Origin of the sequence: Streptomyces sp. NBC_01275 (assembly GCF_026340655.1) — a bacterium.
Classification (GTDB): domain Bacteria; phylum Actinomycetota; class Actinomycetes; order Streptomycetales; family Streptomycetaceae; genus Streptomyces.
On record NZ_JAPEOZ010000001.1, the window covers coordinates 9,199,481 to 9,224,906 of the forward strand.

General features: G+C 70.4%; 13 protein-coding genes. 3 read left to right on the forward strand and 10 right to left on the reverse strand.

Going from position 1 to position 25,426, the window contains the following annotated elements:
- Positions 1 to 46: 46 nt before the first annotated feature.
- From OG562_RS40485 to OG562_RS40530, 10 genes are all read right to left on the reverse strand, one after another.
- The gene (locus OG562_RS40485) at positions 47 to 3,157 is read right to left on the reverse strand and encodes an alpha-N-acetylglucosaminidase TIM-barrel domain-containing protein (protein ID WP_266406970.1); all 3,111 of its coding nucleotides are present in this window, start codon (positions 3,155 to 3,157) and stop codon (positions 47 to 49) included.
- A gap of 20 nt (positions 3,158 to 3,177) precedes the next feature.
- Positions 3,178 to 4,083: a beta-glucosidase gene (locus OG562_RS40490; protein ID WP_266406971.1), complete on the reverse strand. Its 906-nt coding sequence runs from the start codon at positions 4,081 to 4,083 to the stop codon at positions 3,178 to 3,180.
- On the reverse strand, positions 4,080 to 5,009 hold the full coding sequence (locus tag OG562_RS40495) for a hypothetical protein (RefSeq protein WP_266406972.1): 930 nt from the start codon (positions 5,007 to 5,009) through the stop codon (positions 4,080 to 4,082). The genes OG562_RS40490 and OG562_RS40495 overlap by 4 nt, the downstream gene beginning before the upstream one ends.
- Before the next feature lie 5 nt (positions 5,010 to 5,014).
- Positions 5,015 to 6,445 carry an alpha-L-fucosidase gene (locus tag OG562_RS40500; protein WP_266406973.1) on the reverse strand — a complete coding sequence of 477 codons (1,431 nt, stop codon included), beginning with the start codon at positions 6,443 to 6,445 and terminating at the stop codon, positions 5,015 to 5,017.
- 26 nt (positions 6,446 to 6,471) lie between these two features.
- Positions 6,472 to 8,604 carry a GDSL-type esterase/lipase family protein gene (locus tag OG562_RS40505; protein WP_266406974.1) on the reverse strand — a complete coding sequence of 711 codons (2,133 nt, stop codon included), beginning with the start codon at positions 8,602 to 8,604 and terminating at the stop codon, positions 6,472 to 6,474.
- Complete coding sequence (locus tag OG562_RS40510; protein ID WP_266406975.1) at positions 8,604 to 12,326, reverse strand: beta-galactosidase; 3,723 nt, start codon at positions 12,324 to 12,326, stop codon at positions 8,604 to 8,606. Before OG562_RS40510 ends, OG562_RS40505 begins: the two co-directional genes overlap by 1 nt.
- Complete coding sequence (locus OG562_RS40515) at positions 12,323 to 15,994, reverse strand: beta-galactosidase (protein ID WP_266406976.1); 3,672 nt, start codon at positions 15,992 to 15,994, stop codon at positions 12,323 to 12,325. The genes OG562_RS40510 and OG562_RS40515 overlap by 4 nt, the downstream gene beginning before the upstream one ends.
- Positions 15,991 to 17,859, reverse strand: a complete 1,869-nt coding sequence (locus OG562_RS40520) for a glycoside hydrolase domain-containing protein (RefSeq protein WP_266406977.1) — start codon at positions 17,857 to 17,859, stop codon at positions 15,991 to 15,993. Before OG562_RS40520 ends, OG562_RS40515 begins: the two co-directional genes overlap by 4 nt.
- A gap of 33 nt (positions 17,860 to 17,892) precedes the next feature.
- Positions 17,893 to 20,874, reverse strand: coding sequence for a TIM-barrel domain-containing protein (locus OG562_RS40525; protein WP_266409791.1), 2,982 nt, complete (start codon positions 20,872 to 20,874; stop codon positions 17,893 to 17,895).
- Positions 20,875 to 21,216: 342 nt separating this feature from the next.
- Complete coding sequence (locus OG562_RS40530; RefSeq protein WP_266406978.1) at positions 21,217 to 22,116, reverse strand: SIS domain-containing protein; 900 nt, start codon at positions 22,114 to 22,116, stop codon at positions 21,217 to 21,219.
- A 175-nt stretch (positions 22,117 to 22,291) separates the two neighbouring features.
- Here OG562_RS40530 and OG562_RS40535 point away from each other — a divergent pair, with 175 nt between their 5' ends.
- Genes OG562_RS40535 through OG562_RS40545 form a run of 3 tightly spaced genes read left to right on the forward strand, consistent with a single transcriptional unit; the run spans position 22,292 to position 25,421 of the window.
- On the forward strand, positions 22,292 to 23,572 hold the full coding sequence (locus tag OG562_RS40535) for an extracellular solute-binding protein (RefSeq protein ID WP_266406980.1): 1,281 nt from the start codon (positions 22,292 to 22,294) through the stop codon (positions 23,570 to 23,572).
- 5 nt (positions 23,573 to 23,577) lie between these two features.
- Positions 23,578 to 24,537, forward strand: coding sequence for a carbohydrate ABC transporter permease (locus OG562_RS40540; protein ID WP_266406982.1), 960 nt, complete (start codon positions 23,578 to 23,580; stop codon positions 24,535 to 24,537).
- A 56-nt stretch (positions 24,538 to 24,593) separates the two neighbouring features.
- Complete coding sequence (locus tag OG562_RS40545; protein WP_266406984.1) at positions 24,594 to 25,421, forward strand: carbohydrate ABC transporter permease; 828 nt, start codon at positions 24,594 to 24,596, stop codon at positions 25,419 to 25,421.
- Positions 25,422 to 25,426 lie beyond the last annotated feature (5 nt).

Genomic DNA, 25,426 nt, shown 5'->3' on the forward strand with positions numbered 1-25,426 from the left:
CGCCGGGGCGTGCCGACCGCCCGGGCGGGCGTCGCGGTCGCAGAGATCAGGCCACCGTGAATCCGTCGAACGTGGCGATGCCCCGTGCGCCGTTCCAGCCGTTGGCCGCGGTCATGAAGACCCCGACGTCCTGTGCGGCGGCTGCGCCTCCCGGTGTGGCCGTGCCCACCGTCGTCCAGGTGACGCCGTCCGTGCTGGCCTCCCCGGTGTACGAGCCGCCGGACCTGGTCAGCCGCAGCCGCACCGGCGCGGTGAAGGAGCCCGACAGCGCGATCGAGTCGAAACGGCCGTCGCCGTCGGCATCCCAGCTCAGCGCGCAGCCGTTGGACGGTGTGACCGCCAGGTTCACATAGCCCGCGCTCCCCTGAGCGTCCAGGTCGTTGCGGACGACGAGGCCCGCCCGTGCCCAGCCCCCGGTCGCGTCCTGGGACGTGACCGTGACCTCGGCCACCGTTCCGTCGCCGTACGCGCCCGCCCGGTACACCGCCCCGAACTCGTTGGTGCCGCCCCACAGGTCGGCCCCGGCGCCCTCGACGGCGATCTCGTCGCCGGCCTGGCCGAACACGGCGTCGTTGTAGGAGACCGTGCGGTAGGGGTCGCCGACCCCGGCCGCGGCCACCAGCCGTACCGGCGTGACCGCCTGCCCGCCGCCCGCGTACGCCGCCGCCGCGACGACCTGGCCGACCAGTTCCGTCGGCTCACCCGCCAAAGAGACCTCGAAGCGAGCGGCGAACGATGCGCCGGACGCCACCGACTCCGTGCGCACCGGATCGAGCGGCTTCACCGCCGTGCCCTCGGGGGCGGTGACGGAAAGGGTCACGCCGCGTGCCGCGGCGAACCCGTTCCTGTTGGTGAAGGTGACCGTCACCGTCGCGGGCCTGCCCTCGGCCACCGCTCCCCGGTCGGCCCCCGCGGCGAGGACCGCCTGATGGGGGCTGGCGGCGAGCAGGTCGCGCACACGGCGGGCCAGGGCGTACGGGGAGCCGTGGGGCTCGGTCGGGTGCGTCTCGTGCGCGTGCGCCCAGCTGTCCTCCAGGGCGAACCAGTCGATCGTCGCCGGATCCTTTCCGGTGGCGAGTCCCGTGGCGAGCGCGTCGAAGTACGTCTTCCAGCGGGTGCGGTACAGGCCGCCGACCAGCCCGGACCACTCCCGGTTCGCGTAGTCGTGCAGACCCTCCTCGCTGCTGGCGCGTCCGCCCCAGGTGGTGACGAGGGAGCGGGCGTCGTATTCCAGGCGGTCCTTCTCGGCCCGGTCGGCGCCCCAGGAGCGTGCGTCGGAGAGCCACCGTCCGAGCAGGTGCGGGCCGGAGGCCGCCAGCAGGTCGTCGAGGAGGTTCATCCAGTCCAGCCAGGTCCTGGTCAACTTGCCGAACAGGGCCTTCTCCCCGGCCTCGTGCGCGGCCTTGATCTGCGGCAGCAGGACACGGCTGCGGTTGGACAGGACCTGCCGGGCCACGTCGACGACGTCGTACCGGTAGGCCGAGCTGTCCCTCAACTCCGCTCGGACGGCGAGGAGTTCGGTGAGGGCGGCGTCGAAGGCCACGGTGTCGTAGCGGTCCTTCTCCGGACCCCAGGCGGCGGCCTTGTTCGCCGTCAGGCTCGGACGGGCGCCGAACAGGCCGTCGGGCGCCTCGCTCCAGGCGTCCGCGCGGGACATGTTGTACGCGGTGTCGCGGATGGTCTGCCAGGCCGCGGCGGCGTGCCGGTCGGGGCCGCCGTAGCGGGAGAGGGCGTACGCGGCGAACCAGTCGTCGAGGTCGACGGTGCCGGGCGTCCAGGCCAGGTCGGTGAGGAGGGCGAGGGCGGCTGCGTTGTTGTCGGCGGCCTCCGGCATCGCCGCGATGCCGGCGAGCGAGCTGCCTTCCTTGTCACGCCACTTGGGGTACTGCTCCACCCAGTCCGGGGCGTTGGCGCCGATCGGGGTGTGGCCGCCGAAGTTCCAGATGCTGCCGAAGGCGTACGGGGCGCCGCCCCAGTCGCTCTCCCGGTCGGTGACGGTGGTGTAGCGGTCCGACAGACCGTCCACGATCAGCATCCGGCTCTTGTCGAGGCCGTCGAGCAGCGCCTTGGACGGGTTGGTCTGCCAGCCGAGGATCGCCCAGACGGCCCCCGGGTGGGCCTTCTGCAGCGCCGCCTCGACGGCCTGCGCGGCCTCGCCCACCGGCACGTCACCGGGGTTGCCGCCCTCGTGCAGCAGGTCCATCTTGTACATCGTGCTGTCGCCGAACCGTTCCGTCTGGGCCCGGTAGAAAGCGGCGGCCACGTCGGCGAAGGCCGAGGTGCGCGGGTCGAGCCAGTCGGGGCGTTTGAAGGCGCCCCAGGTGCCCTGCGCCACCACCGCCGCGTCCCCGCCGTGCTTGGCGGGGAAGTCGTCCGGGACGGTGCCGTAGTAGCCCGGCAGGACCGGCGTCATGCCCAGGTCGCGTATCCGGTCGACGATCTTCCCGGCGAGCGCGGCACGCCGCTCGATGAGCTGCCGGGACACCGGTCCGCCGAAGCCCGACATGTTCTGCAGCAGCCACCAGGGCTGGTGGGCGGGGGCGGGGATCCAGGCGCGCAGCGCGGCGTCGGAGTAGCCGAGGCCGCGGAAGGCGTCGTAGTACACCGCGTCGCCGCCGATGTAGACGAGGACCCGGTTGACTCCGTGCACGGCCAGCACGTCCAGCTCGTGCTGCCAGGCGTCCCAGTCGCGGTAGGCGCCGGTGTAGCCCTCGTTGGTGTCGTTGAAGGCGAAGCGGTGCGGCACATTGGCCGTTCCCGCGATCTCCTCGGCGGGCGCGGGGAGGGTGCGCGGCAGGTTCACCTGCTCGCCGGTCCAGGAGACGGAGGCGTGCGCGGTCCGCCGCAGGTAGGTGTGGAGGCCCGCGAGCAGCACGGCGGGGCTGGTGCCCTCCACCGTGATGTGCCCGGCCCGGCCGGTGACCCGGAAGCGGTCGGTGTCGCCGTCGACGGCCCGCAGGGTGAACTGCCGGTGGTGGTCGGGAAGCAGACGCTTCAGCGCGGCTGCGGCGGGAGCGGTGTCGAACAGGGCGCCGCCGGCCGCGTGCGCGCCCTGCGGGCGGGTCAGCAGCGCGGCGCCGCCCAGCGCGACCGTACCCGTGAGGATCCGTCTGCGGGTGACACCCGGGATGCCGAGGTCGCCTCGGTTTTCGTGCATGAACGTCCTTCCGGCAGAGCTCAGTTGATCGACGTGATCGTCATGGCGAAGAGGTGCAGGGCGGGGACGCCCGACTGGAGGCCGTCGCTGACCTTGGGCAGGACCAGGGAGCGCAGCTCCTTGCCGGCCGCCAGATCGACTCCGAAGGTGAACAGGCTGACGGGGTTGTCGTCCCGGCCGGTGGTGATGTGGCGGTAGGGCACCACCACCGCGGCGGAGGAGCTCGTCCCGTACCAGTCGGGGACTGCGACAGAGAACGCCTGCTCGACGCCGTCGGCGTAGACGACCTTGCCGTCGCCCCTGCCCTCGCCCCAGGTGCTGGCGCCGAGGAAGGAGAGCCGGGAACCGGAGCCGGACAGCAGCACGGTCTGGCCGGAGGAGACGACGTTGTCCTTGCTCCCGGGCCGGGTGTCCGGCCAGGTGAAGGGCACCCCGTCGTACGTGACCGCGGCACCCGGAGTCAGCCCCACCGACGCCAGCGCCTCGGCCGACAGACTGGAGTTCGAGCCGTCGATGTTCGCGACGGTGAGGGCGTCGTCGGAGGCGATCCCCGCGTTGTCGAAGGCCCCGGGCAGTGAGCGGTAGGGCAGCACGACGGAGGAGGTGGCGCGGGTGCAGTCGGAGCCGTGGCGGTGCACGTCGAAGAGGGCGTGGGCGGTGAAAGCGATCCGGCCCTCGGCGTCGTCGTCGAGCCGGGTCCGCCAGGTGCGGGTCACCGACCGCCCGGGCGCGAGGCTGCCCAGGCTGTCCGGCTCCCCGGTGTCGTCCACGGCGAGGTACAGCACGGTGCCGCGCAGCGCGGTCCCGGTGGTGTTGGTGAGGGTGGCCGTCAGGGTCACGGCCTTGCCCGGCTCGGGTGCGGGCGGGGTGACGGTGAGCGAGACGGGCGGCGGGAGGAAGTCCTCCTCGGGGCGGTAGGCGTTCATGATTCCCCCACGGTGAAGTGGTCGAACACGGCCCGGACCGTCGTGCCGGGATAGTTGAGGTTCACGGCGCTCGCCACCACGCCGGCGTCCAGAGCGCCGTTCGCGGACGGCACGGTGGCACTGGCGATCTCGTTCCAGGCCAGGCCGTTGGTGGTGGAGTACGCGGTGTACGCGGTGCCGGAGCGGACCAGGCGCAGCCAGGCGGGGTGGGTGGAAGCGCCGCCGCCGGCCCAGGTGTCGAGGCGGCCGTCGCCGTCGCTGTCGGTCATGAACTCCACGCCGTACGACCTCGACATGGTGAGCACGGCGTAACCGCCCTTCTCCGGCGCGGTCAGGTCGTTCGCGACGGCGATCCCGTACTTGGCGGAGGGGTTGTCGCTCCCGGTGAGGCCGACCGTCTTGACCTGCACCACGCTCGACGCGGCGGCGGAGCCGGGAAGCAGGATGCCGCCCTTCTCGTCACGGCCGCCGGACAGGTCACCGCCGCCCGCCCAGATCACCAACTGGCTGCCGTACTGGCCGAACCGGGCGTCGTCGGCGGTGGCGAACGTCCTGTACGGGTCCCGCACCCCGTTCGGCTCGTAGGGCACGCTCACGGTCTTCGCGGCCCGCGCGCAGTCGGCGCTGCGTCCGTCCACGTCGAAGAGGACGTGCGCGGTGAACGCGACGTCCCCGGCGACGTCGGCCGGCATCGACGTGCGCCAGCTGCGGGTGGTCGCTGCGCCGCGGCGCAGATCACCGAGCGGGACGGTGCGTGCGGCGGTCGCCCTGCCTGGGTCGACCAGGTACAGGACGGCCCCGCGCAGCGGGAACGGGCAGTCGTTGACGAGGACCGCGGTGGCGGTGACGGCGTCGCCGCCGGCCGGTTCGGCGGGTTCGGTGGTGACGGTCAGGGTGGGACCGAGGGCGTCCGTACGCGTGCTCACGCTGTTCACCACCGCTCCCAGTCGACGGTGAAGGTGTTGGCGAGGCCGCTGGGCAGCGTCTCCGGGACGCTGATGTGGACCCTGCCGTCGGAACGAGTCCATTTCAGCGGTCTGTCGTGGCCGAGCAGCCGGATCCGCGAGGTCGCGGAGAGGGGGATGTCCGCGGGTACGGAGAGGGCGCCGCTGGGGGCGCCCAGCACGATGATGTTGAACTTGCCCGGGGTGACGGTGTACCGGATGCCGAGGGCACTGCCCTCTTCCTCCGCCCGCACCCAGGGCGTCGAGCCGTAGATCGCCGGCCCGTTGACGTCCAGCCAGGCGCCGATGTCCCGCAGCCGCCGCTGCATGACGTCCGGGATCGTGCCGTCCGGCTTCGGCCCGATGTTCAGCAGCAGGTTGCCGTTCTTGCTGGTCACGTCGGCGAGCAGATGGACGAGGAACTCGGAGGTCTTGTAGTCCTCCTCGACCTCGAACCTGTTGTAGCCCCAGGAGTAGCCCATGGTGATGCAGCACTCCCACTTCTGGGGGTCCATCGTGGGGTTGGTGCGCTGCTCGTAGGTGGCGAAGTCGAAGTGCGTGTCGAAGCGGTCGTTGACCACGACACCCTTGGGCTTTCTGCGGTTCTTGGCCTGGTTGTAGTAGTGGGAGAGGGGCTCCTCGCTGCGCCACGGCGGTTCGCCGGCCGGCCGGAACCACTGGCCGTCCGCCCACAGCAGTTCCGGGTCGTAGCGGTCGACGATCTCGTACAGCTGCTTCAGTTCGTAGTCCCCGATGTAGTCGGCGACCGGCCTGTAGCCGGTCATCGGGACCTCTTCACCGGTGTAGAAGTTCTTCATCGGCCGGCCGATCGACGGGTTGAAGAACTCGCCGAGCGAGTAGTACAGGCCGGGCCGTACGGTGCCGCGTCTGCGGGCGGCCGTCATCAGCTCGCCGACCAGGTCGCGTTTCGGGCCGTACTTCCCGGCGTGACGGTCCGTCACCTCACTGGGCCACAGGGCGAATCCGTCGTGGTGCTTGCTGGTCAGCGTGAAGTACTCGGCACCCGCCTGCTCGAACAGCCGCACCCAGGCGTCCGGGTCGTAGTTCTCGGCCGTGAACTGCGGGATGAAGTCGTCGTAGAGGAAGTCCTGGCCGTAGGTGTCGCGGTGGTACTTCCAGGTGGGATCGGAATTGAAGCTCTGGTACCAGAGGTACCACTCGGCGGCCATCTGGCGGGCGGAGCCGGCGGGGACCGAGTAGACGCCCCAGTGGACGAAGATGCCGAACTTCGCGTCCTTGTACCAGCGCGGTACGGGGTGGGTGTCGAGGGATGCCCTGGTGGGCGCGTAGTCGGGGATGCTGCCGCTGATCGCGTGGGCGGCGCCGGGCGGGGCCAGAAGAACTGCTGAGCCGAGTGCGGTGGCCGTGGTCAGGAAGCGTCTACGGCTGACGTTCACGGGAGGCCTCTCCGTCAGTGGTCGAGTCAGTCGGTGATCGAGAAGGAGTCGAAGACGGCTGTGGTGGTCTGGCCGGGGTGGTCGAGGTTGACGGCGCTGGCGACCATCCCGGCGTCGAGGCCGCCGCCGCCGCCGTCGGCGGACGGCACGGTCGCGGTCCCGATCCGCTGCCAGGCGGTGCCGTCGGCACTGGCGTACGCGGTGTAGGCGGTGCCGTCGCGGGTGAGCCGGAGCCAGGCCGGGTGGTACGAGGAGCCGCCGCCCGCCCAGGTGTCGAGGTGTCCGTCGCCGTCGCTGTCGGTCATGAACTCCACGCCGTACGACTTGGACATGGTGAGCACGGCGTAGCCGCCGTTCTCCGGCGCGGTCAGGTCGTTCGCGACGGCGATCCCGGCCTTGGCGGAGGGCCCGCTCCCGGTCTGGCCGACGAGGCGGGCGGTGACGCTGCCCGAGGCGGGTATGGCGTCCGGCACCTGGACGGCGGCCTTCTCGTCCATCCAGCCGGCCAGGTCCCGACCGCCGGCCCAGATCGCGAACTGGCCGTTGTTCTGGGCGTATTGGGCGTCGTCGGTGGTGGCGAACGTCTGGTACGGGGGCCGGACCGCGGACGGTACCGGGGTGACGTCGGCACTCACGCCGTCGGTGTCGTGGCGCGTCCGCCCGCCCTGCCGGAAGGAGGCGCCCACGCCGATGTCGTACGGCCCCCAGGCCGCGTCGGCGGCCGGGGTGACGCGCCAGGTGACGGTGGAACTCCGGCCCGGGGCAAGGGAGTCGACACCCGTCTCCCCCTCCGCTTCCGCGGTCCAGCCGTCCGGCAGGCGCAGCCCGGTGGTGACCCGGGTGACCGCCCTGGAGCCGGTGTTGGTGACGGTCGCGGTGATCTCGGCGGCGCTGCCGGTCGGGAGGCTCGGGCGGTACGGCGTGAGCCGGACGCGGGCCGAGGGGCAGTCGCGGGCCACCCCGAGACCGGCGAGGTCGACCGCGTCCGCGAACGCCTTCATCCCGGTGTCGTTGGGATGCAGATGGTCACCGGAGTCGAACGCGGCGGCGTAGCGGGTGGGGTCGCCCGGATCCCGTACCGCCTTGTCGAAGTCGGCGTAGCCGTCGAAGACGCCGCCGTCGCGCACGAAGGTGTTGACCTTCTGCCGGTCGGCCTCCTTGGCCTCGGTCCAGTAGTCGCCCCAGCCCCGGTACGGGACCACGGTCGCGCCGATCACCCGCAGCCCGCGGGCGTGGGCCCGCCGCGCGATCTCCTTCATCCCGTCGATCACCTGGTCGCCGGTGGCGCCGCCCCAGCTGAGGTCGTTGACGCCCTCGAAGAGGATCACCGTCCGGGCGCCCGGCTGGGACAGCACATCGCGCTCCAGCCGCTCCGGCGCCGAGGGGTTGCCGTCGGTCCCGGCCGTGATGCGGTTCCCGCTGATGCCCGCGTTCAGCACTCCGGCGGGGGTGGTGCAGGCCGACAGCCGGGCCGCCAGATAGTCGGGCCAGCGCCGGTCGGCGTCCGAGGTGGAGGCTGCCCCGTCGGTGATGGAGTCGCCGAGCGCGACAACCGAACCCTGAGCCGGGCCGCCCCGCACATCGACACCGGTGAGGAACGGGAAGGTGGTGTCGGTCGTGGTGAACGCGTCGCCACCGGCGTCCCCGGCGTGGTCGCCGCCGCCGTCGGGGGTCCAGTAGACGGTCTGCAGCCCCATCCAGTGCTGGCTGATGTGGGTGAGCCTGCCGGGGAAGTACAGGCTCACCACCAGGTCGCTACGGGCGGCCACGGGAATCCGCACCCCGTCGCTCGCCGCCTGCCCCCCGGCCGGGATCGTCACGTCCTCCTTCCCGCCGAAGGTCAGATCGCGCGGGCCGGACACGGACGAGCCGCTCACGCGCCGCCCCACGGTCGCGTGTCCGATCGTCACCGGCCGGTCGGTGAACTCATTGGTCAACCGGATCCGGACACTCGTCCCGCCCGCACTGACGCGCACCGGGATCCGCACGGTCACTTCAGAGGTGCCCGGGTCGTACGACGCGTGCTGCGCGGTCGCCCACGTCCCCGTCCAGTCCTGCTGCCGGGCCGCCCCGGCTTCGGCCGAAGGCGCCGGAAGCAGGGCCGACAGGGCGGCCGCCAGGACGGCTGCCAGGGCGGCGCATCTTCTCCGCAGGGGCATCAGGCACCGTCCTCACAGGTCAGCTTGGCGTCGGCCCAGTCGGCGTGGTCGAGGGCGTTGCCGTCACCGGCGTCCGAGACGACGAGTTCGAGTCGGCGCGCGCCCGTCACGTCGACGTCGATCTTCTTCGTCGCGGTGTCCCGGCCGACGGCGCCGCTCTCGTAGACGGGGATTCCGTCGGCGAGGACGGTGTAGGCGACGGTGGCCGGGCCGTCGGTCCGGCCGTAGGTCTCCTGGTCGAGGCCGAGCGCGGCGTGGAAGGCGGTGCAGGCGCCGCCGAGCCAGACCTGCACGCTGCTGGCGGCGTGGGTGCCGAGGCCCTTGTCGTAGACGGTGTCGTGGAGAGTGAGCGGCAGGCCGTCGCCCTCGGCGTTCTCGCCGACGGACTGGTCGCGTTCGACCGGCCCCCAGCCGTTGCTGTCGGCCTGGAACGGCAGATCGCTGACGTAGTGTTCGCCGGCCGCGAGGGGTGGTGGCTGCGCCGCCGCCACCTGTTCCCCGGTCACCGAACCGGGCTTGCCGGCGCGGGTGAAGTCGGCGGTGACGCGGAGAATCGCGACCGTGCCGGTCTTCTGGTCGGCGGGCACGGTGACGGTCCACCGGGCTTTCGCCGAGGCACCGGGTTTGAGGGTGCCGAGCCGCACCGGGGCGGCCGGGGTCGCGGTCCAGCCGTCGGGCAGCTTCGGGCTCAGGGTGAGGTCGCGGAGCGGCTTGCCGTCGTCCGGTACGGCAGCGGTCGTCGTGACCTGGTAGCTGTTGCCCGGCTCGACGGTGTCGGGGGCGTCGACGGTCACCCGCGCCGGGACGGCCGGGTCGGCGTAGACGGCGGCGTCGTAGGCCGGGGCGGCCACATTGCCGACCCGCAGCGAGGAGGTGACATTGCCGAGCGTGGTGAGACCCACCTTCCCGAGTCCACCGCTGTTCGCGTCCTCGCTCCACGAGGCGATGGCGATGGTGTTCCTGCCGTCGGCGCGCAGAATGCCGTTGGAGATGGGGAAGGTGTGCTGCGGACCGGTGTCGTTGACGTACTGGCCCATCAGCCAGCCGTTGACGTAGATGAGGGCGCGGTAGTTCCGGCCGGGGTCGTCGGTGACGGTGACGCCGACGGAGACGTCCTGGCCCTTGGGCAACTTCGGGTTGAAGGTGGTGCGGTACCAGGCGATGCCGGGGGCGGTGTCACTGGTCGGCAGCGTGGCGTCGGCCCAGGAGCGGTCCGGGTAGCCGGGCAGGGTCCAGCCCGAACGCTCCCCGTACAGACCGCCGTTGTTCATGTGCCCGCGTACGGTGTCGACGGGCTGCTCACCGCCTCGGGCGCCCTGGATGCGCCAGGTGATCTGCGCGTCGGAGCCGGCGAGATACGCCGTGGTGAGGCCGCGCGGCTGTTTGTGGTCGTCGCTGTTCCAGGTGAAGTCCTCGTTGTGGCCCATGGTGCCGACCAGGACGGAGATCACGTTCTCCTTGCCCTTGCGCAGCAACCTTTCGGCGAGGGGGAAGGTCTGGCGGCCGGTCCGGCTCGTCCCGGCGAACTTCCCGTTGATCCACACCGAGTACGCGCCGACCGCGGCCGAGCCGGTGTCCGGGTTGGTGGCGTAGGCGGTCAGGGAGAGGGACTTCTCGGCGCCGGTGGCCTTGAAGCGGCCCCGGTACCAGACGGAGCCGTAGTGGTAGCCGTACTCGTCCTGGTAGAGCACCGGCAGAGTCCCCGGCCTGGTCGGGTTGTTGCTGCTCAACTTGTCGGCGTAGGTCCAGGACGCGTCGTCGAAGTCCGGGTCGGCCTCGGGGGTTTCGGCGGACGTCTTCCAGCCGGTCAGCTCGGGGAGCTTGACGTCCTTCGGGCCGGGCACGGTGCCCAGCAGGCTGCCGGAGGACGTCGGCTTCACCCTGAGGGGTGCGCCGTTCCAGGTGACCTTCCGTACGCCGGGCGGGGCGAAGACCTCCAGCGGGCCCGCCTCCTTCGCATCGCCGGTGAGGGCGAGCGTCGTCCCCCGGCCGCTGACGGACGCCGTACGGACCAGTTCGGCGCCGCGTTCCAGCACGGGACCGGCCGCCGTGTCCTGCCGCCAGAAGCCGGCGGCATCGGCGTCGGTGCCGATGAGCAGCAGCAGATCGGGGCGGCCGCCGCCCTGGACGAGGACCCGGGTGAGGCCGGAGTGGGTGTAGTCGAGCTTCAGGTCGCCGCGCTCTGCGTCCCAGCTGGCGTCCGCCTTGCCGTCCAGCACCGTGACCTCGGGCTCGGCGGAGTAGCGGAGCAGGGTCTGCCCGGGGTCGCCCTCGCCGCCGTACAGCACGGCCTGGGTGCGGTCTCCGGTCCGCGTGCTGGTCAGCAGCTCGCTGGTGGAGTAGACGAGCCGTCGGCCGCCGCCGAGGTCGTAACCGGCGACGAGGATCTTGCCGGTCCTGCCGTTCAGCCGTGCGGTGACCGGATAGGTGCCGTCCGGGGTCTTCCAGTCGAAGGTGGTGGTGGCGTCGGCGTCGGCCATCGGGTCGCTGTGCCGGAGGTAGAGGAACCGGGTGCCGGTGTCCGGGTTGGCACGGGCCTCGATGTGGACGGCGTCGTCGGACGAGGCGGGGGCGTCGGCCGGATCGGTCGCGGTGAGCGGTCCTGTGGTGGTGTAGAAGAGGCCCTGCCGCTTCATCTCGTCGTAGTCGGCGCCGGTCTGACGGGGCTCGCTGATCGGTGCGCCGTAGTCGTACGAGGTGTAGACCTGGCGCGGGTCGGCGAGCCAGCCCCAGTTGGTGCCGCCGTAGGTCATGTAGAGGTTCTCGATCGTCGTGCCCTGCATGACCTCGTGCTTGTTGACGATCTTCTGGTAGGCGGGACCCATCTTCTCCGGGCACTTCTCATAGCCGGTGTCGCCCCAGGTCCGGAACCAGCCGGTGCCCGCCTCGAAGATCGCCAGCGGGGCGTCCTCCTGCTGCCGCTTGAGGGTGGGCACCCACCACTCGCCCTTGCAGAAGGAGTTGTACTGGTCCAGCTCGCCGACGAAGTCCAGGCCCTCACCGCCCGCGTACTGCGGCATCGGCTCGTTGCCGACGAGGGGCACGGTGATGCCGTCGGCCCGTACCTGCTTGCTCAGCTCGACGATGTAGTCGCGGCCTTGCGGGTCGTACAGCTCGTTCTCGACCTGGTAGAGCAGCACCGGTCCGGTGCCGTCGGTGACCTGGCGGCGGGCGAGGATCCCGTCGATCTCCTTGAGCCACTCGCGGGCGGCGTCGAGGTATTCGGGGTGGGTGGAGCGGGCCTGTCCCTTCTGCGTCATCAGCCAGCCGGGGAAGCCTCCGCCGTCCGTCTCGGCGTTGATGTACGGGCCCGGCCGGGCGATGACATAGAGCCCGGCCTCCTCGGCCATGTCGAGGAGCTGGTCGACGTCACGGACACCGGTGAAGTCGTAACGGCCCTTCGCGGGGGAGTGGTAGCCCCAGTCGAAGTAGATCGAGACGGCGTTCATGCCGCTCGCCTTGATCTTCTGGAGCACGTCGCGCCACAGGTCGGGGCTGGGCAGCCGCCAGTAGTGGAACTCCCCGGACCAGACGAAGAGCCGCTCGCCGTCGACCTTGACGGAGTACTTGTCGTAACTGACGGTGTGCGGCGTGGGCCTGGCGGCTGCGGCGGCCGGGACCGTGGCGTGCGCGGGCATCGCCACGGTCAGGATCGCGAGCAGTACGGCGGCCAACGCTCCGGCCAGTGCGGTACGCAGTTGTGGGACTCGGGTGAGGTTCACGAGTTGCCTCCCGCGCAGGTCAGCTTGGCATCGGCCCAGTCGGCGTGGTCCGTGGAGACATCGCCGTCCCCGTCGACCAGCAGGTCGAGCCACCGGGCGTCGGTCACGTCCACGTCGATGTCGGCGCCGCCGTCGGAGCCGCGCACCACCGGGGTTGTGGTAAGGGAGCGACCGTCGGCGATCACCTCGAAGGAGACGCTGCCGTTGTCGCCGACCTCGTCGTCCACCCCGGCGGTCGCGGTGAACCGGGTGCAGCCGCCGCCGAGGTAGACCCGGATCCGGCTGTCGGCGTGCACGCCGAGTCCCTTGGCGTAGGGGGTGCCGCCGATGCTCAGGGGGCGTCCGTCGCCGGCCGCGGACTCCCCGTTGGAGGCGTCCTTCTCCACCGGACCCCAGCCGTTGACCGCCTTGACGAGGGTCAGGTCGCTCACCTGGGCGTCGGCGGACAGCCCCGGCGGCGGCGCCTGCACGGCCCGTACACCGGTGACGGCGCCCGGACGGCCGGGCTGGGTGAGCTCGGCCGTCGCGGACAGGACGGCGTAGTGGACCGGGTCGGCGGGCGGGGTGACGGTGTAGTCGGCGGTCACCGTGTCGCCGGGCCGGACCCGTTCGAAACGGGTGGTGTCGTCGGTGGTCGCGGTCCAGCCGTCCGGGACCTTCAGCGCCAGCTCGACGTTCCGGGCGGTCGGCGCGTCCTTCGGCACGCTGAGGGTGACGGGGACCCTTGCGGCGGCGCCGGTGCTCAGGAACGGTTCGGCGTCGACGGTGACACGGGCGCCCACGGTCGGCAGGGCGTACGTCCCGGCGTCGTACGAGGGCGCGGCCACCGCAGCGACCTTGATCCCGCCCGCCGAGGCGCCGAGGTCGACGAACTTCGCCGAACCCGGGCCCGCACCGGCCTCGGTGGACCACACGGCCAGGGCGACGGTGTTGGCGCCCTGCTCGCGCAGGATGCCCTTGGGGATGACGAACCGTGTCTGGGGTCCGGTGTCCGGCAGGTAGCGGCCGATCAGCCAGCCGTTGACGAAGATCTGGGCGCGATAGCCGGTGTTGCCGCCGTCGGCTTCGGCTTCGGCTTCGCCGTCGGCTTCGGCGAGATCGAGCGCTATCGCGTCGTCCTGGCCCTGCGGCAGGTCGAGCCGGGCGGAGGTGCGGTACCAGCGCACGCCGGGCCCGGTCACCCCGGTCTGCTGAGCGAGGGTGGTGCTCTTCCAGCTGCCGTCGGGGTATCCCGGCAGCGACCAGCCGGCTCGCTCCCCGTACAGTCCGCCGTTGTTGTACGGGCCCCGGACGCTGTCGACCGGGTCTTCGCCGCCGAGGCTGCCCTGGATCTTCCAGGTGAGGGTCGAGGCCCCGCCGATCACCTCGGCGCCGAGCAGACCGCGCGGCTCCTTGGAGTAGTCGTGACCCCATTCCTCGTTGTGGCCCGCGTTCTCCACGAGGACGGAGAGGACGTTGTCCCCGCTGCCCTTCAGCGTGTCCGCCGGGATGTCGAAGGTGTGCGCGCCGTTGCCGGAGCTGCCGAGGTAGCGGCCGTTGAGCCAGACCGCGTACTGGCCGGTCGCACCGGTCTTGGCGTCGAGTGCGAGCGCGGTCGCGGCACCGGTGGTCCTGAACCGGCCGCGGTACCAGACGTCTCCGTGGTGGTAGCCGTACTCGTCCATCGCGAGGACCGGCAACGACCCGGCCAGCTCCGGGTTGTCGGCCGTGAGATGGTCGGCGGTGGTCCAGGTGGAGTCGTCGAAGCCCGGGGCGGCCTCCGGCGCCTCCTCCTTGTACTTCCATGTCGTCAGCGCGGGCAGCCCGACCGGGCGCGGCGCCTGGGTGACGGCGACCTTGCGGCCGTTCCAGGTCACCTTCCGAGCGTCCGCGATGACCTCGATCTTCGCGGCCTTGGTGGAGTCGCCGGTCAACTTCAGGGTGCTGCCCGCCGGTTCGGCCGTACGGACGAGGGACGGGCCGCGTACGAGAACGGGGCCCGCGGCGGTGTCCTGCCGCCACCAGTGGGCGGTTTCGGCGGTGTCGGCGATCAGCAGCTCCAGGCCGTTCACCAGCACGCGGGCCAGACCCTTGTGCGTGTAGTTCAGGCGCAGGTCGCCGCGTTCGGCGTCCCAGGCGGTGGTGACATCGCCGTCCAGGACGGTCACCTCGGGCCGCTCGGCGTACCGCAGCACGGTCTCGCCGGCCTCACCCTCCCGCCCGTACAGCAGTGCCACGTCCCGGTCGCCGATCCGGGCGTGCGTCATGATCTCCGAGGTGGAGTAGACGAGCCGCTGGCTCTCGCTCAAGTCGTAGCCGGCTACGAGGAGTTTGGCGTCCCGGCCGTCGACGGTGATCGTTCCCTGCTGGGGCACGCGCGGGTAGTCGCCGTCCGCGCCCTTCAGCGACAGGGTCGTCTCGTCCTTGTCCTTCACACGGGTGTCGGCGTGCCGGACGGTGAAGAACTGGGTGCCGTCGTCGGGGTTGACGCGCCGGTCGATGCGCAGGGCGTCGTCCGACGGGACGGGGGCCTCGGCCTTGTCGGTGCGCGCCAGCGAGGTCACGGAGTTGACCATGTACCCGAGACGCTTGAACTCCTGGTACTTGTCCGTCAGCTGGCGGGACTCGTTGATCGGGGCCCCGTAGTCGTACGACGTGTAGACCGCGTTGGGGTCGGCGAGCCAGCCCCAGTTGGTGCCGCCGTACGTCATGTAGAAGGACTGGCCGCTCACCCCGGCGGCGATGTTCGTCTTGCTGAACACCCGGGTGAAGTCGGTGCCGGTGAGTTTCGCGCAGTCCTGGTATCCGGTGCCGCCCCAGGGGTCGAAGGCGCCGCCCTGTGCCTCGGGGATGATCAGGGGAGACTCGGGCTTCCACTCGTTGACGTACGAGTAGTCGGGCAGGTTCTTCCAGGTGTCGGGGTCCTTGCAGTCGAAGCCCTGCGGGTAGGCGTCGAAGCCGTAGATGTCGGGGGCGCCCTTGCCGCTCACCCAGTTCTTGTTGGCGCCGCCGTCGTTGACGAAGGTGGGCACCTCGATGCCGTCCTCCTTCGCCCAGTCGATGAGGGTCTGCATGTAGTCGGCGTCGTGCCGGCCGCCCTGGTACTCGTTCTCGACCTGGTAGAGGATCACCGACCCCGTGCCACGGGTGAGTTGGTGGCGCGCGATGATCGGGTTGATCCGGCTCATCCACTCCCGGGCCGCCTTCAGGTACTCCGGCTCGGAGGTGCGGTTCACGCCGGCCTGTGTCGTGCGCCAGGCGGGCATGCCGCCGCCGGAGACCTCCGCGTTGATGTACGGGCCCGGGCGGGCGATCACATACAGGCCCGCGCGCTCGGCCTCGTCGAGCAGCCGCTCCACATCGCGGATGCCGGTGAATTCGTAGGAACCGGGCTTGGCCGAGTGGTAGCCCCAGTCGAAGTAGAGCGAGACCGCGTTGAATCCCCCCGCCTTGATCTTCTGCAGTACATCGCGCCATGCGTCGGGGCTGGGCAGCCGGAAGTAGTGGAACTCGGCGCCCCAGAGGTACAGGGGCTTGCCGTCGACCAGCACGGAGTACTGGTCATAGGTGACGGTGTGCTGCGCCTGGGTCTGTTGCCCCGCCCGGGCCGGTGTCGCCACACCTGCACTGGTCAGGGGCATGACAGTCAGGGCTCCGGTGAGCAGCAGCGATCTCCACTTGCCCCTCATGACGTCAGCTCCCTCACGACTGCCGCCCGCGCGGCCTCGATGTCGCCCACGTCCTTCGTCCGCCCGTCGAGGTTCCGGGTCGCGACGGTGAGGGCCCCGGTCAGCGCGTCGCTGTCGGCGCCGCCGTCCTTCTTCCGCAGCTGGGCGATGAGTTCGTAGTCCTCGATGCCTTCCTTCAGCTGCTCCCAGCGGATGCTGGACATCGGGCCGTCCTTGCCCGGGTAGACCAGGTACTCGTCGCCCTGCGTGAAGATGTGCACCGGCTGCTTGAAGGGGTCGCTGGTCCAGCTGTTGTACGACCAGCGCAGGAAACCGTCCAGATTCCGCTGGGCGGAGATCCACGGCAGCATGCGCGACTCGACGGCGGGCGAGTACGCCAGCGTGTTGGGGTGGGCCGGCGAGCCGTACACGTAGAAGGTGGTGATCTTGCCGGCCCTGCGCCGCTCCGCCGCCTTCTCCTTCGTCATCGCGTCGATGCCGCCCCAGTCGACGGACAGGTTGGACGCGACGCCCTCGGTGCTGATCGAACCGGCCACGGAGATACGGTCGTCGAAGGCCGGCGCGACCTCGTGGACGAAGTCCTTGACGACCGTCATGGTGTCGACGGGCCGCTCGTCGAAGGACAGCCAGGTGCTGTTCAGCCAGCCCTTCGCCGTCAGATGCTTCTCGAAGGCGGGGAGAAACGCTCCCCACGCCTCCCGCCAGCGCCTGCCGCCCAGATCGACGTTCTCGTAGACGGTCCTGCCGGTGCTGGTGTCGGTGTAGGCGAGGTGCTCCTGGTCCTGGAACGCCAGCATCGAGAAGGCGCCGATGTCGGGCCCGAGACCGGCGCGTCTGGCGGTCCGGACGTAGGTGTCGAAGCGGCTGAAGTCGAAGGAGAACGTCTTTCCGTTCCAGTTCCAGCCCACCATGCTGGTGTACGGCGTGGCGGTCTGCGACTCCCGGGTGCCCAGTGACCACTGGTGGTGCCACGGGTTGTCGACGATGGTGGTGTTGATGACCTTCTGGCCACGCGAGGCCAGGTCGCGGTCGTACTTCTCGATCAGCTTCCAGTGCCGCTCGGACCAGAGTGCGACGCCGTGGTTCTCGGCGATCGTCTCCGGCTGCGCCCATACGTCGAGGAAGAAGTCGTAGTCCTTCGGGTCGGGCACGCTCGCGTCGGCGACCTCGATGGTCAGCGGGTAACTGGCCTGGGTGCGGCCGTCGGCGTTGACCTCGACCGTGCCGGTGTAGGCGCCGGGCCTGGCCTTCTCCGGGATGTGGAAGGTGAACCACAGCGGCTGCGCCGCGTACGCGGGCACGTCCACGGAGGACCGCTCCTCGAGCGCGTCGCCGACCACGTCGGGGTTGCGGTCGCCGGACACCTCCTTGCCGGAGCTGACCTGGTCGATGGTGGCGGACCAGTCGACCTCGCTCTTGGAGCGCTGCACGGGCACGTACTTGACGAACCGGACCTGGGTGTCGGCACCGGACAGCTTCGCGCCGCCGGGCCCGGTCAAGTCGCCGACCACGGCCTTGACGTCGTCGAGGTCCTGGCCGGAGGCGATCGCCAGCTGTGCCGAGACCTGCTCGTTGCGGACGGCGGAGAGCCTGAGCTCCTTGGTGTCCTTGCCCTGGACGGCGGTCATCGGGTAGCGCGGGACCCGCTCTTCCGCGGAGCCGGCGAAGGAGCCGGTGGGAACCCAGGTGATGGTGTCCCTGGTGCCCATGGCGTCGGCGACCTTGACGGTCAGCCAGGTGGTGGTGGCCTTGGAATCGAGGTCGGCGCCGGTGGTCGTCGTACCGGTGACGGCGAGCGCGGTGGTGCTCGCGGCCACGACCACGCCCGCGACGAAGCCGGCGACCGCTGAGGACGTACGTGCCATGGGGCTGGGTTCCCTCTCGTGGCGTCTGTCGTGTCAGGAGGTGACGGAGAATCCGCTGAAGACGGCTTCGATGTTCTCGCCGGGATAGTTGGCGTTGGCGGCGCTGGCGACCATCCCGGCGTCGCCGGTGCCGGCGGCCGACGACACATGGGCGGTGCCGACCTGCGACCAGGTGTCGCCGTCCTTGCTGGCGTACGCGGTGTAGGCGGCCCCGTCCCGGGTCAGCCTGAGATACGCCGGGTGATAGGTGGAGCCGCCGCCCGCCCAGGTGTCGAGCTTCCCGTCGCCGTCGCTGTCGGTCATGAACTCGAGTCCGTACCGCTGGGTCATGACCAGCACCGCGTAGCCGCCCTTTTCCGGCGCGGTCAGGTCGTTGGCGAGGGCGATGCCTGCCTTGCCGACCGGTGAGGCGCTGTCCTGGGAGACCAGCTCAGCCTGCACGGTGGCCTTCTCGCCGGCCGCGTCGTCGCGGTAGACGACGCCCTTCTCGTCCTTCCAGCCGGACAGGTCCTGGCCGCCCGCCCAGATGGCGAACTGGTCGCCGCCCTGGGCGTATCGGGCGTCCCCGGAGGTGGTGTCGGTCGTCAGGTAGGGCTCCTGCACACTGCCCGGGGCGGGCTTCACCTGCGCCTGGACGGTGTCGGACGCCTTCTGTGGCCCGTCGTGTCCGTTGTAGGCGGCCGTTCCGGTGAGGTCGTGACCGCCCCAGCGGGCGTCGTCGGCCGGGGTCACCGTCCAGGTGGTGGTGAGTGTGGCGCCGTTGTTGAGGGACTTCGCGGTGGTCGGGCCGGTCGCCTTGGCGCTCCAGCCGTCGGGCAGCTCCAGTGCGGCCTTGGCGTTCCTGAGGGTCCGCGTGCCCCAGTTGGTCACCTCGGTGGTCACCTCGAACGGCGTACCGGAGCCGGTGGACGGGGCGTCCGGGGTGATCAGGACGGAGGCGGCCGGAGCGTCGTCGCGCTTGAGGGCCTTGACGGCCTTGGCGGCGCCCTTGGCCTTGAGGTCGACGAAGGCCGGGGTGACGCCGAGCGGCGCCGCATAGCCCTTGAGGGTCCTGGGGCCACGGATCACGGTGCCCTGGTTCACGTCGTACCAGGTGCCCGGCGGCAGATGGACGGAGCGGGTGGCGCCGGTGCTCAGCTTGGGCGCGGCCAGTACGGCCGGGCCGAGCATCCACTCGTCGGTGACCGTGTAACTCGCCTCGTCCTTCGGGAAGTCGAAGAACAACGGCCGCATGATCGGATCGCCGGTCTTCAGGGTGCTCTGCACCTGGTCCCAGATATAGGGGGCGAGCTTCTCGTGCGTCTTGACCGCCTGCCGGTAGAGGTCGACCGTCTCCTGGTCGTAGTCCACCTTCTGCCCGGTGGTGGTGTCGTTGGTGTCGACCGGGGAGGTCGAGGCGTACATCAGCGGCATCAGCGAGGCGGACTGCGCCCACCGCACCAGCACGTCCTTCGACGGTGCGGGCTGGCCGCCGGAGCCGCCGATCATGTCGGACTCGACGAACGGGTAGCCGATGGTGGAGATGGCGAGGTTCTGGGCGGCGGAGGCGCGCAGGGAGTCCCAGCCGGTGCCCTTGTCGACCTGCCGGGTGACGAAGCCGGCCTCGTGGGCCGTCTGGTTCCAGTGCACCCGGATGCCCGCGCCCTGGAGGTCGAACTCGTCGGCGAGCTGCGTACCGAGCTTCTGGTAGTCCGTGGCCTGGTGACCCTCGCGCGGCGCGCACTTCTCGTCGAAGAAGCGGGTGTCGAACTTCAGCCCGTCGATGTCGTACGTGTCCATCAGGCTCTTGAGGTTGCCCTCGTACCAGGCCTTGGCGTCCGGGTTCGCCAGGTCGATGATCCCGGCCTGGCCGTTCCACCAGGTCACTTCACACGGCTTGGCTGTGTCCTTCGCGTCCATGAGCAGATAGCCGTGGTCGACCGCGTACCGGTAGTTGTCGGAGTCCAGGTTGATCCACAGGGTGACCCAGATGCCGAAGTCGAACCCCATGTCGTGGATCTGGTCCGACAGGCCCTTGGGATCGGGGAAGGTCTTGGGATCCCAGGTCAGATTGCCGTAGTTCGACTCCCACTTGTCGTCGAGCTGGATGGTGTGCCCGTCCAGGCCGTCGTCGTGGAGGTCGGTGGCGTAGTCGAGCAGTTTCTCCTGGTCGACCTTGGTGTAGAACTGCGCCCAGGAATTCCACAGCGGCTTGGCGTACTGCTCGTACGGGGCGTCGCTCTTGGCCGGTTTGCCGACGATGCCTATGTAGTCGCGGTAGACCCCGAGCGGGGTCGACTCGACGAACACGGTGGCCTTGTAGGTGTCGGGCGACTCGACGGTGAAGGTGCCGAGGCCGTCCTTGCCCTTGTTGAGCGCCACGTCCATGACGTCTCCGGTGTCGACCCGCAGACCGGTCGACGTGGACGTGTACCAGAACGGGTCGATCATGTTGTACGACGCCGGGCCGAAGGTCTGGTGGTCGACCTCACCGGCGTCGAGCGGCCAGGGCTGGTTGACGCCCGGACCTCCTTGCGGGGTCTCCGCCTCGCCGTGGCCGTACCAGTGGCCGGCCGATGACAGCTCGTAGGTGAGGCCCAGCTGCTTCGGTAAGCCGCCGTGGACGTCCCAGTCGAGCTGGTAGCGGTCCGCGCCGGGGGTGATCCGGGCCTCCACCGTGGCGCCGTCGAGCGTGCTGTCGGCGGTGACGGTCAGGACGCCGTTCTTCCATGTCCAGTCGGTGACGCCGGTCGCGTGCTGCCACGTGCCGTCGGCCGCGGCGAAGCGCAGGGCGCCGGTGTCGCCGGTGGCGGTGGCGAGCACGGTCTGCCCGGCGCGGCGCGTGGTGAGGGCGAGTTCGTCGGTGGAGACGTCGAGGGTGTAGCCGGGGGCGCCGGCCGAGGCCGGCACGGAGACCGTGACGGCGTGCGCGGTGCGGGTCACCTTCGGGCCGCCGGTGGCGGTGGCGGTGTCGGTGCTGGGGCGGGCGGAGGCCGTTGCCGCGGCGGTGGAGCCGGTGACGGGCGTCATCAGCATGGCGGCGGTCAGCGCGGCAGCGAGCAACAGGCTGCCGGGACTGCTCAGTCGGGCGTGCACTCGTGTCCTCCTGTCGGACAGGACGGTGACTCAGGAGTGGCGGTGCGTGGTGGCTGGCAGAGCTGAGTGTCTGCTTGATGCTGCATGTAGATGCAAGATTTCCAAAGGTTTCGCTCATGTTCTTGCGGTGCTCGCCACCTGTCAACAGGCGGGCGGCGCGACTCCGCCGGCACTCAGGTGCCCTTGAGGACCCGCTGTGTCCCTGGTGGCGGTCGCTCTCCGGCCCCACTGGCAGGCGTCCGCGGAGCCGGAGAGCGACCGTAACGGAAGGGTAAAGTCAGGTCAGGCGAGGATCACGGAACGGGTCAGATGGCGCGGATTGTCCGGGTCCAGTCCGCGTGCCTGGGCGAGGGCGGCGGCCAGCCGGTGCACCACGACGAGGTCGGCCAGGGGGTCCCGGCCGGGCGCCACCAACTGCCCGCCGGTACGGGCGATGTCGTCGGCGATACCGGAGGGCAGGGCCGCCGTGGCCCCGAACCACCACGCCACGCGGCCGGGTCCGGTGACGCTGATCGGGCCGTGCCGGTACTCCATCACCGGATAGGCCTCCGTCCAGGCGCACGCCGCCTCGCGCATCTTCAGCGCCGCCTCCTGGGCGATCCCGTACGCCCAGCCCTGGCCCAGGAAGGTGAACTGCTCGGCCTCGAGCACCCCGGCCGGCAGCGGTTCGTCCAGCGCCGCGTGCCCCTGCTGCGGCAGATGGTCGATGTCCTCGCCCAAATGCGCCCGCAGGAGCACCAGTTCGGTGCTGGCGAACCGGGTCTGGACGACCGAGGTCTCGTCCGCGAAGTCGAGCAGGACGACGGCGTCCGCCAGCACCGTCACCGGCGCCTGCGGTACCGCGGTCACCGCGGTCGTGGGGATGCGCCCGCGCAGCCGGCGGAGCAGCTCCAGCACCTCGGTCGTGGTGCCGGACCGGGTCAGCGCGACCACCCGGTCGTAGGCGCGCCCCGTCGGCATCTCGGAGGCGGGGAAGGCGTCGGTCTCGCCGTGGCCGCCCGACTCCCGCAGTGCCGCGTAGGCCTGGGCGATGAACCAGGACGTCCCGCAGCCGACTACGGCCACCCGCTCGCCGGGCCGGGGCAGCGAGGCGGAGGCGGGGCCGTCGGGCTGCCGGGCCAGCGCCACGGCCTGCCGCCAGCAGTCGGGCTGGGTGGCGATCTCGATCTCGGTCTGACTCATCGGGAGGTCTCCCCTCTCGGGCGCACGGCGTGACCGATACGTGATGCGGCGGCCCTTGACACCGTGCGCGTTTCATTGAGCATCATGTCGTTAGTTGATTGATAGCACTGAGAATCGAGCATAAACAAGCAAGCGGGCGCGCAATCGGGCGAGCACGCGCTTGACCAAGCACGCCATGCGTGCGGAGAGGTACTCCGTGAAACGGCACCTCGCGGGCCTCGCCGGGGGACTCGCCCTGGCACTGGCCCTCACCGGATGCGGCAAGGGCAGCTCCTCGGACAGCGGCGGATCCGACGGCAGGACGATCAGATTCGTCGCGGCGAAGTACGACGACGACACCCAGGCCTACTGGACGGCGCTGATCAAGGACTTCGAAGCCGCGAACCCCGGCTACCGGGTGAATCTCGAAGTCGTCGACTGGGAACAGATGGACTCCAAGGTCAAGACGTACGTCCAGACCAAGCAGGAACCCGACCTCCTCAACTACAACAAGTTCTCCGACTTCGCCCGCGACGGCCTGGTCCACAAGGCGCAGGACGTCGTCTCCCCCGAGGTGCTGGCCGACTTCCTCCCGCTGTTCCGGCAGAAGGCGCAGTACGAGGGAGCCCAGTACGGTCTGCCGTTCATCTCCAGCGCGCGCCTGTTCTTCTACAACAAGGACATCTTCGCCAAGGCGGGCATCGCCCGGCCGCCGTCCACCTGGGCCGAGGTCGAGGCCGACGCCAAGAAGATCAAGCAGGCCGGTTACATCGGCCTCGGGTTACCCCTGGGGGCCGAGGAGGCCCAGGCGGAGTTCCAGATCTGGGCGATGAACAACGGCGGCGGCTGGACCGACGCCTCGGGCAGGTGGGCGATCGACCAGCAGGCCAACGTCGACACGCTCACCTATCTGCGCAAGCTGACGAAGGAGAAGGTCACCCAGCCCAACCCGGAGGCCACCAACCGCAAGGACGTCTTCAACGAGTTCGCCCAGGGCAAGATCGGCATGCTGAACGGGGCGGTCTTCATGCGGAAGGGCTTCATCGACCCGGTCGACGCGAAACTGAACTACGGCGTCGCCGCCCTGCCGAGCAAGGCCGGCAGCACCCACAAGACGCTCGGCGTGCAGGACTACCTCGTCGCGTTCAAGAAGAGCGACGGGTCGAACAAGGCGGCGGTGAAGAAGTTCCTCGACTTCTTCTACCAGAAGGAGAACGCCGCCGAGTTCGTCTCCACCGAGGGGTTCCTGTCCGTCACGAAGTCGGCCGGTGAGGTGCTCAGTTCCGACAGCGGGAACGCCGCCTACTACAAGCCGTTCGTCGACGCCCTCACCGACGCGGAGTTCGCCCCCACCGACGACCCCGCATGGGCCGCGGTCGACGGCGCCGTGAAACAGCGCATCGGCACGGCGGTGGCGGGCGGCGACCCGGCGAAGGTGCTGGGCGAGATCCAGAAGACCGCACAGAAGGACGACTGACTTCGGTGGCCGTACACGAGGTCACCGTGAGCGCCGCCGGGGCCGAACGCCCGGCGGCGCCGGCGCCGCCCTCGCCGCGCCGCGGTCGCAGGAATCGGCGCGCGCTGGAGCCGCTGTTGTGGCTCGGTCCCGCGACCCTCCTCATCCTGACCATGGTCGTCTGGCCGGTCGTCGAGATGATCCGTACGTCCCTGACGCGGGTGAGCTCCACCGGACTGTCCCGGGGGTTCGCCGGAGTCCGCAACTACACCGACCTGTTCGCCGAGGGCGACCTGCCCGGAGTGCTGCTGCGCACCCTCGTGTGGGTTGTCGGCGTCGTCACCGTCACGGTCGTGGTCTCTCTCGGCCTGGCCGGGCTGCTGAACTCCCGGTTCCCCGGGCGGCGGCTGGTGCGGTGGGCGCTGATCGTGCCCTGGGCCTCGTCCGTGCTGATGACGGCCCTCATCTGGCGCTGGATGCTCAACAACTTCTACGGCGTGGTCAACCGGCTGCTCATGGATGTAGGCGTGTTGGACGCACCGGTCAATTGGCTGGCCGATCCGGGGCAGGCCCTGGTCGCGATGATGGGCGTGGCGGTGTTCGTCTCGCTGCCGTTCACCTCGTTCGTCCTGCTGGCCGGTCTGCAGAGCATCCCCGCCGAGGTGTACGAGGCGGCGCGGGTGGACGGCGCCGGCCCGGTCCGCGGCTACCTGGGCATCACCCTGCCGCTGCTGCGGCCCTCGCTGGTGGTCGCCGCGATCATCAACGTCATCAACGTGTTCAACTCGTTCCCCATCATCTGGGCCATGACGCGCGGCGGCCCCGGCTTCGCCACCGACACGACCACCACCTACCTGTACAAACTGGCCTTCGACAACCAGTCGGTGGGGGAGTCGGCCGCCATGGCCGTCGTCAACTTCGGGCTGGTCCTGGCGGTGGTGCTGGTCTATCTGCGCGTCGTCCGCAGACAGGAGGACAGCGCGTGAGCAGGACCGCCGTCATCCCCCGCAAAGCCGCGCCGCGCAGGAGGCGGCCAGGACCGATGAGACTGCGCACCGTCCTGCTCACCGCCGTCGGATGGCTGGTGGCGCTGGTGTTTCTCGCGCCGTACGCGGAAATGCTGCTGACGGCGCTCAAACCGACGCCCGAACTGATGAAGTCCCCGCCGTCCTATCTGCCCTCCCGGTGGCAGTGGTCGAACTTCACGCACATCTGGTCGCTCACCGACCCGCGCGTCGCGGACGCGCTGGTGTTCTCGCTGTACGTCGCCGGGGCGGCGACGCTGCTCACCCTCGCGGTCGGGATGCCCGCCGCGTACTACACCGCCCGGCACCGCTTCCGCGGGCGCGGGGCCTTCCTGCTGCTCGTGCTCGTCACCCAGATGTTCGCGCCGACCGCGCTGCTGGTCGGCGTCTACCGGGAGATGGTCAGTCTCGACCTGACGGACACCGCTGAGGGCCTCATCCTGGTGAACGCGGCGTTCAACCTGCCGTTCTGCGTGTGGATCCTCAACGCGTACTTCGCGAGCATCCCGCGGGAACTGGAGGAGGCGGCCTGGCTCGACGGCGCGGGGCGGCTCGGCGCCCTCACCCGTGTCGTCCTGCCGCTCGCGATGCCCGGTGTGGTGACCGCGCTCGTCTACACCTTCATCGGCGCGTGGAACGAGTACGTGGTGGCGCTCACCATCACCTCGTCCAGCAACCGGATGACGCTGACCAGGGCGATTCCCGGCTTCGTCACTTCCTATCACGAGCAATGGCAGTACCTGTTCGCCACGTCGCTCGTCGCGATCGTGCCCGTGGTGGTGCTGTTCGTCTTCGTGGAGCGCCACCTCGTCGCCGGTCTGACCGCGGGCGGCGTGCGGGGATGACGCCG

Coding starts and splice junctions, on each gene's coding strand:
- OG562_RS40525 (WP_266409791.1), bottom strand. CDS start 20,874: ATGCTGATGACGCCCGTCACCGGCTCCACCGCCGCGGCAACGGCCTCC.
- OG562_RS40505 (WP_266406974.1), bottom strand. CDS start 8,604: ATGCCCCTGCGGAGAAGATGCGCCGCCCTGGCAGCCGTCCTGGCGGCC.
- OG562_RS40485 (WP_266406970.1), bottom strand. CDS start 3,157: ATGCACGAAAACCGAGGCGACCTCGGCATCCCGGGTGTCACCCGCAGA.
- OG562_RS40520 (WP_266406977.1), bottom strand. CDS start 17,859: ATGGCACGTACGTCCTCAGCGGTCGCCGGCTTCGTCGCGGGCGTGGTC.
- OG562_RS40530 (WP_266406978.1), bottom strand. CDS start 22,116: ATGAGTCAGACCGAGATCGAGATCGCCACCCAGCCCGACTGCTGGCGG.
- OG562_RS40515 (WP_266406976.1), bottom strand. CDS start 15,994: ATGAGGGGCAAGTGGAGATCGCTGCTGCTCACCGGAGCCCTGACTGTC.
- OG562_RS40535 (WP_266406980.1), top strand. CDS start 22,292: ATGCGTGCGGAGAGGTACTCCGTGAAACGGCACCTCGCGGGCCTCGCC.
- OG562_RS40545 (WP_266406984.1), top strand. CDS start 24,594: ATGAGACTGCGCACCGTCCTGCTCACCGCCGTCGGATGGCTGGTGGCG.
- OG562_RS40490 (WP_266406971.1), bottom strand. CDS start 4,083: ATGAACGCCTACCGCCCCGAGGAGGACTTCCTCCCGCCGCCCGTCTCG.